General features: G+C 61.5%; 13 protein-coding genes and 1 other annotated feature. Of the genes, 12 read left to right on the forward strand and 1 reads right to left on the reverse strand.

Annotated features, from left to right (window positions below):
* Positions 1-139: 139 nt before the first annotated feature.
* Positions 140-619 (reverse strand): hypothetical protein, encoded by a 480-nt coding sequence (locus ABD806_RS03610; RefSeq protein ID WP_344954791.1) that lies wholly within the window; start codon positions 617-619, stop codon positions 140-142.
* A 541-nt stretch (positions 620-1,160) separates the two neighbouring features.
* Positions 1,161-1,287 (forward strand) — a sequence feature (His leader region).
* Positions 1,288-1,332: 45 nt separating this feature from the next.
* Here ABD806_RS03610 and hisG point away from each other — a divergent pair.
* From hisG to ABD806_RS03670, 12 genes are all read left to right on the forward strand, one after another.
* Entirely contained in the window at positions 1,333-2,229 is an 897-nt protein-coding gene (gene hisG / locus ABD806_RS03615) for an ATP phosphoribosyltransferase (protein ID WP_344954793.1), read from the forward strand.
* 2 nt (positions 2,230-2,231) lie between these two features.
* A complete protein-coding gene (gene hisD, locus ABD806_RS03620; protein ID WP_344956436.1) occupies positions 2,232-3,524 on the forward strand; it encodes a histidinol dehydrogenase in 1,293 nt (430 codons plus the stop codon).
* A complete protein-coding gene (gene hisC / locus ABD806_RS03625) occupies positions 3,521-4,579 on the forward strand; it encodes a histidinol-phosphate transaminase (protein WP_344954795.1) in 1,059 nt (352 codons plus the stop codon). The genes hisD and hisC overlap by 4 nt, the downstream gene beginning before the upstream one ends.
* The gene (gene hisB, locus ABD806_RS03630; protein WP_344954797.1) at positions 4,580-5,650 is read left to right on the forward strand and encodes a bifunctional histidinol-phosphatase/imidazoleglycerol-phosphate dehydratase HisB; all 1,071 of its coding nucleotides are present in this window, start codon (positions 4,580-4,582) and stop codon (positions 5,648-5,650) included.
* Positions 5,647-6,237, forward strand: a complete 591-nt coding sequence (hisH, locus tag ABD806_RS03635) for an imidazole glycerol phosphate synthase subunit HisH (protein WP_344954799.1) — start codon at positions 5,647-5,649, stop codon at positions 6,235-6,237. The genes hisB and hisH overlap by 4 nt, the downstream gene beginning before the upstream one ends.
* A 79-nt stretch (positions 6,238-6,316) precedes the next feature.
* Positions 6,317-7,054: a 1-(5-phosphoribosyl)-5-[(5-phosphoribosylamino)methylideneamino]imidazole-4-carboxamide isomerase gene (gene hisA, locus ABD806_RS03640; protein ID WP_344954801.1), complete on the forward strand. Its 738-nt coding sequence runs from the start codon at positions 6,317-6,319 to the stop codon at positions 7,052-7,054.
* Entirely contained in the window at positions 7,036-7,809 is a 774-nt protein-coding gene (gene hisF / locus ABD806_RS03645) for an imidazole glycerol phosphate synthase subunit HisF (RefSeq protein WP_344954803.1), read from the forward strand. Before hisA ends, hisF begins: the two co-directional genes overlap by 19 nt.
* Entirely contained in the window at positions 7,802-8,410 is a 609-nt protein-coding gene (gene hisIE / locus ABD806_RS03650) for a bifunctional phosphoribosyl-AMP cyclohydrolase/phosphoribosyl-ATP diphosphatase HisIE (protein WP_344954805.1), read from the forward strand. Before hisF ends, hisIE begins: the two co-directional genes overlap by 8 nt.
* Positions 8,411-8,530: 120 nt before the next feature.
* Positions 8,531-11,662, forward strand: coding sequence for a PAS domain S-box protein (locus ABD806_RS03655; protein ID WP_344954807.1), 3,132 nt, complete (start codon positions 8,531-8,533; stop codon positions 11,660-11,662).
* A complete protein-coding gene (locus ABD806_RS03660) occupies positions 11,659-12,045 on the forward strand; it encodes a response regulator (RefSeq protein ID WP_344954809.1) in 387 nt (128 codons plus the stop codon). Before ABD806_RS03655 ends, ABD806_RS03660 begins: the two co-directional genes overlap by 4 nt.
* Positions 12,038-13,690, forward strand: a complete 1,653-nt coding sequence (locus ABD806_RS03665; protein WP_344954811.1) for a diguanylate cyclase — start codon at positions 12,038-12,040, stop codon at positions 13,688-13,690. Before ABD806_RS03660 ends, ABD806_RS03665 begins: the two co-directional genes overlap by 8 nt.
* 68 nt (positions 13,691-13,758) lie before the next feature.
* On the forward strand, positions 13,759-15,375 hold the full coding sequence (locus tag ABD806_RS03670) for an ATP-binding protein (RefSeq protein ID WP_344954813.1): 1,617 nt from the start codon (positions 13,759-13,761) through the stop codon (positions 15,373-15,375).
* Positions 15,376-15,419: the final 44 nt, after the last annotated feature.

Raw genomic sequence — 15,419 nt, forward strand, 5'->3', positions numbered from 1 at the left:
TGAAATAATTCTTGGAAACTAATCACCTGTTCAAAAAGCATCCAGCGAGTTATTGAGTCTATAAGTCAATAACTTAAACGCTATTTATTTGTTCTGGTCGTACCATTCATGCTCTTGCCCTGGAACCACTTGCTAGCACCTAGGTCTGATTTAACAAATTAAGCAGATGGTCATATTCTTCCATTTGTATATCTGTAAGAAGGTCTTTCAATTTAACTGTCATTGTTGTTTGAGTTTCTCGACCATCATGTTTATCTATATGCTTAACAACGTTCGGAGTGAAGCATTTAATTATTTCAATTAGACCATTGTCATCTGTAATAAAGTTCGACCTAAGGTACCCACCAACCCCATCACGACCCATTTTCTCAATTTCAAGCTTGATACCTGCAAACCTAAATAGCTGTTCCGAATGGTAGATCACTACCGGCAGCGACCGGGTGCCGCTAAGCAGACCCTTCGCGCCATCGTCGAAAAATGCTCCTGCCGTTCCGGCATTTCCGCCATCCATGGCGGTCAGGTGGCGCGGCGGAGCCCCCAGGGAGCGAGCTTGCTCGCTGTGACGAGGTGTTTCAACCCAACCGAACATCCAGTGAATGTTCGCAGTGGGTTGAAACACCCAGTGTCATGTCCTCAGGGCGTGTCTGCGTGCGGTGCCCGGTCGATGCAGCACTTGTAGCACTTACTATTAGGAGCAGTTAATTAAACCAGCACCTGTTCATGCTGAACCCGCCGGAAGCCAAGCCGGACCCTGGGCAGGCTACCGCCGGACCTGTCGGCAGCCATCCCGTAATTTTCCATTTGAGACCATTTTGGTCCTGAACCGCGGATAAACACAACAGGAATTCATGCATTTTGCGATGCGCCCTGTGTGTTTCGGGAGCCGGGCGGCGTAGGCCACATCGGGCGGGTGGCAGGGCCGCCGCCAAGGGGTAAGGCGACCGGCCGTTACCCGTTGCTTGCCTCGTTCGGCCCCAGCTGCTGCCACCGGCCAGGGGAGCGGCCAGCCCGGGGAGCAACCACATGACTATCTGCTTTATCTGCATAGTTATTTATTGGTAATTTGGGGTTGGCAAACGGGGTGGGCCTTGGTATTGTGAGCGCAGATCAATTTTATCAGACAGCGGATCACCCGATTTTATGAATTTCCTGCTCAACGCCAAGCATCATCATCATCCCGACTAGTCTTTCAGAATCATATGTTCTGGAAGACCTTTCGCTTGGCGGCTTCCAGCAGGACACACTCATACAGACCCTCGGAAGCCCAACTTCCGGGGGTTTTTTGTTTTAAGTTCGTTTGAAAATTTCGCTATCACAACAAGGAAAAGAACCATGGACCAGAATCGTCTTCGCATCGCCATCCAGAAATCCGGTCGCCTGAGCAGCGATTGCCAGAAACTGCTGAAGGGCTGCGGCGTCAAGCTCAACCTGCGCGAGCAGAGGCTGATCGCCCATGCCGAAAACATGCCCATCGATCTGCTGCTGGTACGCGACGACGATATCCCCGGCCTGGTGATGGACGGCGTGGTCGACTTCGGCGTGGTCGGTGAAAACGTGCTCGAAGAAGTGGTCATGGAGCGCCGCTCCCAGGGTGAAAGCGCCGATTACAGCGTGCTCAAGCGCCTGGACTTCGGCGGCTGCCGGCTGTCGCTGGCGGTGGCGGAAGAATTCGACTACCAGGGCCCCCAGAGCCTGGAAGGCAAGCGCATCGCCTCTTCCTATCCCTGGCTGGTCAAGCGCTATATGGACAGCAAGGGCATCAAGTTCAAGAGCGTGATGCTCAACGGCTCGGTGGAAGTGGCCCCCCGCGCCGGCCTGGCGGACGCCATCTGCGATCTGGTGTCTACCGGCGCCACCCTCGAGGCCAACGGCCTGCGCGAGGCCGACGTCATCTTCCGCTCCAAGGCCGTGCTGATCCAGTCCGCAGCTACCTTAACGCCTGAAAAACAGCAGATTATTGACCGGCTGATGCCCCGCATCCACGGCCTGCAGCTGGCCCGGGAAAGCAAATACATCATGCTGCACGCGCCCAAGGAGAAGCTGGAAGACGTGATCAACCTGCTGCCCGGCGCCGAACGCCCCACCATCATGCCCCTGGCCGGGGAAAGCAACCAGGTCGCCATCCACATGGTGAGCAGCGAAGACATGTTCTGGGAAACCATGGAAGGCCTCAAGGCCCTGGGCGCCTCTTCCATCCTGGTGCTGCCCATCGAGAAGATGATGGAGTGATGATGAAGACCCTCGACTGGAATCAACTGAACGGCCAGGCCCGCGCCGACGCCCTGCGTCGCCCGGCCCTGGAAAACAGCGGCCGCGAAGCCCAGGTGGCGGACATCATCGCCCGGGTACGCGGCGGGGGCGATGCCACCCTGCTTGAGCTGACCCGTGCCTTCGACAAGGCCGAGCGAAGCAGCCTGCAGCTGACCGAGGCGGAAATCAAGGCCGCCGGCCAGCGCGTCGACCAGGAGCTGAAGGACGCCATCGAACTGGCCATCGACAATATCAGCGCCTTCCACAGCGCCCAGCTGCCCGCCCCCATCAGCCTGGATACCCGGCCCGGCGTGCGCTGCGAGCTGCGTTATCAGGCGATAGAAAAGGTGGGCCTCTATGTGCCGGGCGGCAGCGCCCCGCTGGTGTCGACCGTGATGATGCTGGCCATCCCGGCCCGGCTGGCCGGCTGTGAGCGGGTGGTGCTCTGTTCGCCGCCGCCGATCAACGACGCCATCATCTATACCGCCCACCGCTGCGGCGTGGATGCCATCTATACCCTGGGCGGCGCCCAGGCGGTGGCGGCCATGGCCTACGGCTCGGAGACGGTGACCAAGGTGGACAAGATCTTCGGCCCGGGCAATACCTGGGTGACCGAGGCCAAGCGCCAGGTGGCGGCCGATGTGGACGGTGCGGCCATCGACATGCCCGCGGGCCCGTCGGAAGTGCTGGTGATCGCCGATGGCACCGCCGACGCCGATTTTATCGCCGCCGATCTGCTGTCCCAGGCCGAGCACGGCCCGGATTCCCAGGTGATCCTGGTGACCCCGAGTCGCCCCCTGGCCGAGCGGGTCGAGCAGGCCCTGGCCCGCCAGCTGGCGCAGCTTTCCCGCAAGGATATCGCCACCCAAGCGCTGGCCGAGAGCGTGACCTTTATCTGTGACGATCTGGCCCAGGCGGCGGCCATCTCCAACGCCTATGCCCCCGAGCACCTGATCGTACAGACCGCCGAGCCGCGGCTGTTGTTGCCGAGTCTCCGCAATGCCGGCTCCATCTTCCTCGGCGCCTGGACGCCGGAGTCGGTGGGCGATTACGCCAGCGGCACCAACCACACCCTGCCCACCTATGGCTATGCGCGCACCTATTCCAGCCTGGGTCTGGCCGACTATCAGCGCCGTTTTACCGTACAGGAGCTGAGCCCGGAAGGACTGCTGGCCATAGGCCCGGCGGTCGAGCTGCTGGCCGCGACAGAAACCCTGGATGCCCACAAAAACGCGGTAAGCCTGCGGCTTGCCAAACTGGAGAAACAACAATGAGCATCACCGCCCTGGCCAGAGCCCAGGTTCAGGCTCTTACCCCCTATCAGTCGGCCCGCCGTATCGGTGGCCAGGGCCATATCTGGCTCAACGCCAACGAAGCGGCCGACAGCGGCGACTACACCCTGGATTGCGCGCGCCTCAACCGCTATCCCGAGTGCCAGCCGCCCATGGTGATCAACCGCTACGCCGCCTATGCCGGCCTCAATCCCGAACAGGTCCTGGCCAGCCGCGGCGGCGACGAAGGCATAGAACTGCTGATCCGCACCTTCTGCGAGCCGGGCAAAGACCAGATCCTGCAGTGCAGCCCCACCTACGGCATGTATGCCATCAGCGCCGAAACCAACGGCGTGGGCATTGTCGACGTGCCGCTCAATGCCGACCGCCAGCCCGACTTCGATGCCATCATCGGCCGGCTCGACGAGGTCAAGCTGGTATTCCTGTGCTCGCCCAACAACCCCACCGGCGATCTGGTCGACCGGGCCGGCCTGCTGCGCCTGCTGGACGCCGCCAGGGGTCGCGCCCTGGTGGTGGTGGACGAGGCCTATATCGAGTTCTGCCCCACGGCCAGTCAGGCCAGTCTGCTGAATGAGTATGCGGAGCTGGTGATCATCCGCACCCTGTCCAAGGCCTTCGGCCTGGCCGGGATCCGCTGCGGCTTCACCCTGGCCAACCCGGAAGTGATCGGCCTGCTGCTGAAGGTGATCGCCCCCTACCCCATCCCCGAGCCGGTGGCGCAGATTGCCGCCCAGGCCCTGAGCGAAGAGGGGCTGGCGCGCATGCAGACCCGGGTCGACGACATCAACCGCCTCAAGGCCGAGCTGGTGGGCAAGCTGGCCGCCTCAAAACAGGTCAGGGAAGTGTTCGCCGCCAACGGCAACTATGTGCTGGTGCGCTTTGCCGAGGGCGCCAAACTGTTTGCCCGCATGGCGACAGCCGGTATCATACTGCGCGACTTTTCCAGCAAACCGGGACTTTCCGACTGCATTCGTATCACCATAGGCCAACAGGCCGAAATGGACGCGGTACTCGACGTACTGCAACAGGAGCAATAAGTGACTAAGGAACGTATTTTATTTATCGACCGCGACGGCACCATGGTGGAAGAGCCGCCGGTCGACAAACAGCTGGACCGCCTCGACAAGCTGGCCTTCCTGCCCGGGGTGATCCCGGCATTGCTCAAACTGCAGGATGCCGGCTACCGGCTGGTGATGGTCACCAACCAGGACGGCCTGGGCACCGACAGTTTCCCCCAAGCCGACTTCGACGCCCCCCACAACCTGATGATGCAGATCCTCAACTCCCAGGGCGTGCGCTTCCAGGATGTGCTTGTCTGCCCCCACTTCCAGCACGACGATTGTGCCTGCCGCAAGCCGCGTCTGGGGCTGGTGAAGGACTATCTGCAGGCCGGGCGCATCGACTTTACCGACTCCTGGGTGATCGGCGATCGCATCACCGACATCCAGCTGGCCGAAAACATGGGCCTGCCCGGCCTGCAGTACGGCCACAACGGCCTGGGCTGGCCCGAGATCGTCGCCCGCCTGCTGAGCCGCGGCCGCAACGCCGAGGTGACCCGCACCACCAAGGAAACCGATATCCGCATCAGGCTGGATCTGGACCAGAGCGGCGGCAACAAGATCCACACCGGCCTCGGCTTCTTCGACCATATGCTGGATCAGATCGCCACCCACGCCGGCTTCCACCTGGAGGTGGCGGTCGAGGGCGACTTGCATATCGACGACCACCACACGGTGGAAGACACCGCCCTGGCCCTGGGCGAAGCCCTGCGCAAGGCGCTCGGCAACAAGCGCGGCATCGGCCGCTTCGGTTTCGTGCTGCCCATGGACGAATGCGAGGCCGCGGTGACCCTGGATCTGTCCGGCCGCCCCTTCCTGGTGTTCGACGCCGAATTCCATAAAGACAGCGTCGGCGACATGGCGGTGGAAATGGTGCCCCATTTCTTCCGCTCACTCAGCGACAGCCTGGCCGCCAACATCCACCTCAAGGTCACCGGCCACAACACCCACCACATGGTGGAAAGCCTGTTCAAGAGCTTCGGCCGCGCCCTGCGCCAGGCCATCCGGGTGGAAGGCGACGAGCTGCCGTCGAGCAAGGGGGTCTTGTGAACACAGTCATTATCGATACCGGCTGCGCCAACCTGTCGTCGGTACGCTACGCGGTCGAGCGTCTGGGCTACAAGGTGCAGGTCAGCAAGGAAGCCGAGGTGCTGCTGGCCGCCGACAAGCTGCTGCTGCCCGGCGTGGGCACCGCCCGCGAGGCGATGAAAAACCTGCACGACCGCGACCTGATCGCGCTTATCAACCAGCTGCAGCAGCCGGTGCTGGGCATCTGCCTCGGCATGCAGATGCTGGTCAACCGCTCCGAGGAAGGCAATGTCGACTGTCTGGGCAAAATCGACGCCGACTGCACCAAGATGGTGGGCGGCGACGGCATCCGCCTGCCGCACATGGGCTGGAACCAGGTCACCCCCATGCCGGGCCATCCGCTGTTCAAGGGCATTCCCGACGACAGCTTCTTCTATTTCGTGCACTCCTATGCGGTGCCGGTCGGCGAATACACCCTGGCCTCCTGCCAGTATGGCCAGGCGTTCAGCGCCGCCATCGGCCAGGAGAACTTCTTTGGCGTGCAATTCCACCCGGAGCGCTCCGGTGCCGCCGGTGCCCAACTGCTGAAAAACTTCCTGGAGCTGTAATGATTATTCCTGCAATAGACTTGATTGATCGTAAGCGGCAAGGTGCCCAACAGCAGACATTTTCCTGGAGCCGTAACACATGATTATCCCTGCAATAGATCTGATCGGTGGCAAGGTGGTGCGCCTGTATCAGGGCGACTACCAGCAAAAGACCGAATACACCGCCTCACCCCAGGAGCGCTTCGACCTCTACGTGGCCGCCGGCGCCACCCAGCTGCACCTGGTGGATCTGGACGGCGCCAAGAACAGCGACCAGCGCCAGCTTGACGTCATCAAAAGCCTGATCGAAAACACCCCGATGCCGGTGCAGATCGGCGGCGGCATCCGCACCGAGCAGGACGTAAAAGACCTGCTCGATATTGGCGCACAGCGGGTGGTGATCGGCTCCACCGCGGTGAAAAACCCGGAAATGGTGGCCGGCTGGCTCAAGCAGTACGGCCCCGAGCGCATCGTGCTGGCGCTGGATATCAACATCACCGCCGACGGCGAAAAGAAGATCGCCATCGCCGGCTGGCAGGAAGACAGCGGCATCACCATCGAGTCCCTGCTCGAGCATTACCTGCCCGCCGGCCTCTGCCATGTGCTGTGCACCGATATCTCCAAGGACGGCACCCTCACCGGCTCCAACGTGGCCCTGTACCGGGAGCTGTCGGCCCGCTACCCCACCATTTTGTGGCAGGCCTCGGGCGGCATCGGCAGCATCGCCGATATCGAGGCACTCAAGGGCTCGGGCGTGGCCGGCGTGATCCTCGGCCGCTCCCTGCTCGAAGGCAAGTTCACCGTTGAGGAGGCCATCGCATGCTGGCAAGACGCATAATCCCCTGCCTGGACGTCAAGGACGGCCAGGTGGTCAAGGGCGTGAAATTCCGCAACCACGAGATCATCGGCGACATAGTGCCACTGGCCGAGCGTTACGCCGCCGAGGGCGCCGACGAACTGGTGTTCTACGACATCACCGCCAGCAGCCAGGACCGGGTGGTGGACAAGAGCTGGGTCAGCCGGGTGGCTGAGGTGATCGACATCCCCTTCTGCGTGGCCGGCGGCATCAAGTCCATCGAGGACGCGGCGCGCATCCTCGAGTTCGGCGCCGACAAGATCTCCATCAACTCGCCGGCGCTGGCCAACCCGGCACTGATCACCGAGCTGGCCGACACCTTCGGCGTGCAGTGCATCGTGGTGGGCATCGACTCCTACTTTGACGAGGCCACCGGCCAGTATCAGGTGCATCAGTTCACCGGCGACGAAAGCCGCACCCAGGTCACCCGCTGGAACACCTTCGACTGGGTGCAGGAAGTGCAGCAGCGCGGTGCCGGCGAGATCGTGCTCAACGTGATGAACCAGGACGGCGTGCGCCAGGGCTACGACATAGAGCAGCTGCTGCGGGTACGTGCCCAATGCCAGGTGCCGCTGATCGCCTCCGGAGGCGCCGGTGAAATGGTGCACTTCCGCGATGCCTTCCTGGAAGCCGACGTCGACGGTGCCCTCGCCGCCTCGGTGTTCCACAAGGACATCATCAACATCGGTGAGCTCAAGCAGTACCTGAAAACGCAAGGAGTGGTAGTACGTGATTAATGCAGACAAACTCGATTGGGACAAGGTGGACGGCCTGATGCCGGCCATCGTCCAGGACTGCCACAGCGGCCGGGTACTGATGCTCGGCTACATGAACCGGGAGGCCCTGGAAAAGACCCAGCAAACCGGCCAGGTCACCTTCTTCAGCCGAACCAAGAACCGGCTGTGGACCAAGGGCGAAAGCTCCGGCCATGTGCTCCAGCTGCGCGATATCAGCACCGACTGTGATAACGACACCATTCTGGCGCAGGTCGAGCCCATCGGCCCCACCTGCCACCTGGGCAATGTGTCCTGCTTCAACGAGCAGCAGCTGCCAAGCTTAAGCTTCCTGGCCGAACTGGAGCAGGTGCTGGCCGCCCGCAAGGGCGCCGATCCCGCCTCCAGCTATACCGCCAGCCTGTACGCCAAGGGCACCAAGCGTATCGCCCAGAAGGTGGGCGAGGAAGGGGTCGAGACCGCCCTGGCCGCCACCGTGCACGACCACGACGAGCTGGTGAACGAGTCCGCCGACCTGCTCTACCACCTGACCGTGCTGCTGCAACAGGAAGGCCTGAGCCTGTCCGATGTCATCGGCAAGCTCCACGAGCGCCACCAGAAGTAAAACCTTGGCCCGGGGCTTTTGCCCCGGGTCCTGTTCAACCACCGTCCAACCAATAACCTCGGCCTTCTGCTCAATCGAGGATGATGCTAGTCTAACGCTTTATTCAAATGGAGCTGAAGCATGCAGACGCCGGCCATCCCCGACAATGAACATGAACGGCTCGCGGCACTGTTGGCGACGGAGCTGCTCGACACGCCTGCCGAGGCGCGCTTCGATCGCCTGACCCGGCTGGCCCAACAGTACTTCGAGTCCCAGATTGTGCTGATCTCCCTGGTCGACAGGGATCGCCAGTGGTTCAAGTCCCGACAGGGGCTGGATGCCTGTGAAACGGCCCGGGATATCTCCTTCTGCGGCCATGCCATCCTGGAAGAAAGCATCTTCCAAATCCCCGATGCCAGCGCCGATGCCCGCTTCCATGATAACCCCCTGGTCACCGAGGCCCCCTTTATCCGTTTCTATGCCGGCGCTCCCCTGCACAGCCCCTGCGGCCAGCGCATCGGTACCCTGTGCCTGATCGACGGCACCCCTCGCCAACTGGATGAAAACGAGCTGGCGGTGTTACGCGACTTTGCCGATTGCGTGGATGACCAAATCAAGTTTATCCAGGTCAAACAGCAGGAGCGGCGGCTCTCCACCCAACAGAAACTGCTGACATTCAACGAACAACGGCTGCGAACCCTGATCGACAGTACCGAATGCGGTACCTGGGAGTGGCAGGTGCAAACCGGTCAGCTGCGCCTGAACGAACGCTGGGTCGGCATGCTCGGTTACCGCCTGGACGAGCTTGAACCCATCAGCATCGAGACCTGGACAAGGCTGTGTCACCCCGATGATAAGGCCCATATTGACCAGCTGTTGACCCAGCATTTTGACAACCAGCTGGACAGCATCGATACCCAGTGCCGGCTCAGGCATAAAGACGGCCACTGGGTCTGGGTGCAGAACAGGGGCCGGGTCGTCAGCTGGACCGCCGACGATAAACCCTGGCTGATGTCGGGCCTGCACATGGATATAACCGAGCAGAAACAAGCGGAGCAGGCCCTCGAGCACGCCTATGACCTGCTGGAAAAGTCCAGTGAAGCCGCCCGGATCGGCACCTGGGAGGTCGATCTGCTCACCAACCGGGTGACCTGGAGCCGGGTCACCCGGGAAATCCATCAGGTCGCCGCCGACTTTCAACCAAATGTGGACAATGCCCTGGCCTTCTATCCGCCCGGGCCGGATCAGCAAACCATTTCCGCGGCCTTTCGGGCCGCCGTCGAGTACAACCAGCCCTATGACATTGAACTGAATATCACCACCGCCAAGGGACAGGAGCGGGCCGTGCGGGCCATCGGCCTGCCGGTGTTTGAGCAGGGTCAGTGCCGGCGGGTCTACGGTTTATTTCAGGACGTCACCGAACACAAGCAGACCGAGATGGCCATCAAGGAGCAGGCCGAGTATACCCAGGCCATCCTCAACAATATGGTCGACGGCATGTTGACCTTCGATCAGCTTGGCCGGATCCTGTCCGTTAATCCGGCCGCAGAAGAAATCTTCGGCTACCGGAGCGGGGAGCTGCTCAAGCACAGGGTAAGCCGTCTGTTGCCCGCAGAGAACGGTGACGATGCCGCAGGCTCCGATCTGATCCGCATCCTGAGCATAAAACGGGAAACCGAGGGTCAACACAGAAACGGCACCGTGTTCCCGATGGAATTGACAGTATGGCAGGTCACCCGGGCCGGCCGGCCGCATTATGTGGCCATGGTGCGCGATATTACCGAGCGCAAGCGGCTGGAACGGATGAAGAGCGAATTTGTCTCCACCGTCAGCCACGAGTTGCGCACCCCGCTGACCTCCATTTCCGGGGCTTTGGGACTGATCACCGGCGGCGCCCTGGGCGAACTTCCCGAGCAGGCGCTGAACATGATCGGCATCGCCCACAACAACAGCCAACGGCTGACCTATCTGATCAATGATCTGCTTGATATCGAAAAACTGGCGGCGGGCAAGGTACATTTTGATCTGCAGCCGCAATCGCTGCGCCCCCTGCTCGAACAGGCCATCGAGGCCAACCTCACCTACTGCCTCGACCGCCACATCCGGCTGCAACTGGACGCAGATCCCGGCGACATAGAGGTGAAGGTAGATCACCAGCGGTTGATGCAGCTGCTGTCCAACCTGTTGTCCAATGCCATCAAATACTCCCCCGAACAGGGCGTGGTCACCGTCAGCACCCGGGTTGAACAGACCCGGATCCGGGTTTCCATCACCGATCAGGGCCCGGGAATTCCGCTCGAATTCCAGTCACGGGTATTCGACAAGTTTTCCCAGGCCGACGGCTCCGACACCCGCACCAAGGGAGGAACCGGCCTGGGCCTGGCCATCTGCCGGGAACTGATCAGCCGCATGAACGGTACCATCGGCTTCGACTCGCAGCCAGGCCATGGCAGCTGCTTTTACTTCGAACTGCCCCTGTGGCAGCAACCGGCCCGACGTTTCGACACCGATCCCGCCGACCACCATCCGATCCCGCGGGTCCTGGTGATTGAAGACGAGCCGGATATTGCCTACCTGTTGTCGCAGATGCTCGGCCGGGCCGGTTACCGGGCCGACATTGCCTACTCGGGAGCAGAGGCGCTGAAGGCGCTGGAACAACAGCGCTTTGATGCCATCACCCTGGATCTGATGCTGCCGGATATCGGCGGGCTGGACATCATCCACCGCCTGAAAAACAGCCCGGCCACGGCCAATATTCCGGTGATCGTGGTCTCCGCCAAGATGGAGGAGGGCCGGCTGTCTCTGAACGGCCACTATACCGACATCGACTGGCTGGCCAAGCCCATCGACGAGCACAGGCTGATCGAGGCCGTCGATCGGCTGATCCCGGAGCAGCCCGACGCGCAGCTGCGGATACTGCACGTAGAAGACGACAGGGATCTACACCAGGTGATCCATGCCATGGCCGGTGCGCGCTTTACTTTCCGGCTCGCCACCAGCCTGTCTCAGGCCCGCCGTCGCCTGGCCATGGAAAGCTTCGACGTGGTTATCCTCGACCTGGGGCTGCCCGACGGCTCGGGCTGGGAACTGCTGCCGGAAATCCGCCAGCGCCAGCCCCGCGCTCGGGTCGTGATCCTCTCCGGCGATCAACCCAACCCCCTTGCTGCCCGCCAGGTTGAAGCCGTGCTATTAAAGTCCCAAATCTCCCCCCATCAGCTGGTCGAAAGCATTCGTCACCGTATCCACTCCACATTAAAAGGTGATCATCAATGAAGGTATTGCAACGGGTATTATATGTAGAGGATGAACCCGATATTCAGGCCATCGCCCAGCTGGCGCTGGAGATGGTGGGCGGATTCGCCGTCAAGATCTGTTCTTCGGGAGCGGAAGCGATGGAGCAGGCGGCCGGCTTCGCACCGGACATGATCTTGCTGGATGTGATGATGCCGGAGATGGACGGCCCGACCACCTTCCGGGCCCTGCGGGAGCAGCCGGAGCTGGCCGAGATACCGGTGGCCTTTATGACCGCCAAGGTACAGCCCAGCGAAATCGCCGAGTTGAAGGCACTGGGCGCCCTGGATGTCATCGCCAAGCCGTTTGATCCCATGACCCTGGCCGATGAAGTGAGGGCCATCTGGAAACATCACCATGAATGAAAATGAGCATAGTCAGCGGATCCAGATCCGGTTGCTGGCGCTGCGCGAGGACTACCTGAAACGGCTGCCGGAGGAACTGGCAGAGATGCGCCGGCTGGCCACCCAACTGCTGCAGGAGGATAAGCCTGCGGGGACCCTGGGCATATTGCAACACCGGCTGCACAAGCTGGCAGGCTCCGGCGGTACCTTCGGGTTGCCCGAGCTGAGTGGCTATGCCCGCCGGCTGGAGCAGCAGATACACCTCTGGCTGGACAAGCTGCCTCCCAGCCAGGTCGAGCTGACGGCATTTATCGGCGAAATCGGCACCTTGGCGGAACTCAACATGCACACCGGCTATCCGGGAGCGGATCAGCCTCCCCCTTCACGCCCATTAGCGCAGCAGGATATGATCCATCTCTGGCTGGTCGAGGACGATCGGCTGCTCGCCCGCCAGCTGGTCGACCAGCTGACATCTTTCGGCTATCGGGTGACCCATTTCTGCCAGCTGGCGGAAGCCGACCAGGCCTCCGCTCACGATAGCCCCGATATCCTGCTGCTCGACGTGATGCTGGAACCGGAAGGGATCAATACCACAGAGCAGATGACGCTGCTGCCCAGGCTCATGGCCCTTTCCTGCCCGCTCATCTTTATTTCGGCCCGGGATGATTTCCCATCCCGGGTCCGGGCCGCCCAGCTGGGCGCCGAAGGCTATGTCCTCAAACCCATAGAGGTACCTCGGCTGGTCAACCGCATCAGCCGCATCATGGAGAACCGGGCTTCGCCACCGGAGCGGGTGCTGCTCGTCGAAGACGATCAGCTGCTCGCCGACCACTATCGACTGGTGCTCGAATACGCCGGCATGGCCGTTGAAGTCTTGCAACAACCGGAGCAGATCGCGGAAACGGTTTTTTCCTTCCGCCCCGAGCTTATCCTGATGGACTTGTATATGCCCGACTATTCGGGACCGGATCTGGCGGGGGTATTGCGCCAATATGACAACTGGGCCGGCCTGCCGATCGTCTATCTGTCGGCGGAGACCGACCTGGGCCGCCAGATACAGGCCCTGCGCTCCGGCGCCGATGACTTCCTGACCAAACCCATCTCCGATGCCCAGCTGGTGGCGGCGGTACGGGTACGGGTCAACCGTGCCCGGGAACTGATGGCCCAGATCAACCAGGACAGCCTGACCGGACTGTTAAAACACGCCACCATCAAGGAAGCCGTCGATATAGCGCTCACCCGGGCCCTGCGTGACGGACACCCGGTCACCCTGGCAATGCTGGATATCGACCATTTCAAACGCATCAACGACAACCATGGCCATGCCACCGGCGATATGGTGATTTCCGCCGTAGCCATGCTGCTGCGTCAGCGGTTGCGTCGAACCGATATTATCGGACGCTATGGCGGTGAAGAATTTCTCGTCGTGCTGCCGCGATGCGATGCCGCCTCGGCCCACCACCTCATGGACGAGATCCGTAAAGACTTCGCCCAGGTACGCTTCAGCAAAGGGGACACCGGCTTTACCTGCACCCTGTCGCTGGGGCTGGCCTGTACGGCCGCCTTCCCGGTCGACACCGGCGCCGAACTGCTGGCCCGGGCCGATCGGGCCCTGTACCAGGCCAAGAATACGGGCCGCAACCAAACCAGAACGGCAACTCAATGATCACCCCGGCCTAAGGACAGCCCATGAACGAGACGTCGCCATTTTACCGACTGATCAGGAATCTCATCTTGGGGGCCCTCCTCGCGGTCGGCGTGATAGAGCTGAGTATCTGGCAGCTTAACGCCTATGAGCGCACCCACCAACGCCAGCAACTGGCCATGCGCAGCGGTGAACTCAAGGCCGAAATAGAAAACCGACTCAACAGTGCCATCTATTTAAATCTGGGGCTGGCCTACTTTATCCGCAGCCACGGCGGCCGGCTTAACCGCGAAGAAATCACCCCCTGGCTAACCACCATGACCACCGAAAACCCCTATATCGTCAATATCGGTATCTCTCCCGGTAACAAGATATCCATGATTTATCCGGTCGAGGGCAACCGTGCCGTACTCGGCTCCTACCTGCCCGACATACCGGCCCAATGGCCGGGGGTGCAGCAGGTCATGACCACCGGCAAGCCCAGCCTGTTCGGCCCCCTGCCCCTGATCCAGGGAGGCATAGGGCTGATCCATCGCGTCCCCATCTTTATCGGCGGAAAATACTGGGGCGTGATCAGTACGGTCATGAATGCAGAGACCCTGCTCGCGGTGATTGATGATCACCGCCGCTGGCCGGGCCTGCGCATCGGGCTGGACAAAGCGGATGACGACAGTGACAGCGGATTCACCGCTATCTGGGGCAGTCCGCTCCAGGAGCAACCATTGCAATACCGGGCGCTGCTGCATCTGCCCGATGTCACCTGGCGGCTGACCATCCAGTATCAGGATGGCAGCCCAGGCCTGGGCTGGTGGCGACTGCCCATCTACGGCGCGCTGCTGTTGATCATCTGGCTGGCAGCCTGGCTGGGCCAAGTGCAGATCCGCCGACGACTCGAAAAAGTCGCCCTGAAAGCCGAAGGCGAACGGCTGAAAAAGAGTTTCGTGGCTACCGTCAGCCATGAACTGCGGACCCCACTCACCAGCATTCGCGGCTCCCTCAGCCTGCTTGAAAACGGCATGGCGGGCCCCCTGCCGGCCGACGCCAGCCGGCTGGTCGACATTGCCCACCGCAACAGCCAGCACCTGCTGGCACTGGTCAACGACCTGCTTGATATCGAAAAACTGGAAAACGGCAAACTCAGCGTGCAGCTCCAACCTTACCGGCTGAGCGAGCTGCTGACCGAGGTGCTCGCAACCACCCGGGCCTATGCCGAGCAATATGGGATTGAATGGGCGCTGGACAATCCCTATCCGGATGCCCGGATCCTGACCGATGGCATCCGCTTCAACCAGGTGCTGAGCAACCTGATGTCGAATGCCGCCAAGTTCTCTCCCCAGGGCGAACAGGTGGTGATCAGCGTCGCCTCCCACGCCTTGGGCTGGCAGATCACCGTCAGCGACAAAGGACCGGGAATACCGGCGCAGTTTATACCCAGGGTATTCGAGCAGTTCGCCCAGGCGGAGGATACCGACAGCCGCAAGACAGGCGGCACCGGGCTGGGCCTGGCCATCGCCAAGGGCATGACGGAGGCGATGGGTGGGCAGATAAGCTTTGCCACCTCTACCACCGGCACCCATTTCAGCGTGGTATTCCGTCGGGCCGAGCCCCTGTCCACGGCGGCCTGCCCCCGTCAGAACTCCCCCCGCTCGCTCAGGAACAACGGGAATAACGGAACAAGGGTGGAAAGCCATCCGGGGCAGCCCTAAGGGCTGCCCCGCTTTTCCCTGGCAATCAACCAGTCGTCAAGCTT

It is taken from the genome of Zobellella aerophila (assembly GCF_039539325.1).
In the GTDB taxonomy this organism is placed as follows: Bacteria; Pseudomonadota; Gammaproteobacteria; order Enterobacterales; family Aeromonadaceae; genus Oceanimonas; species Oceanimonas aerophila.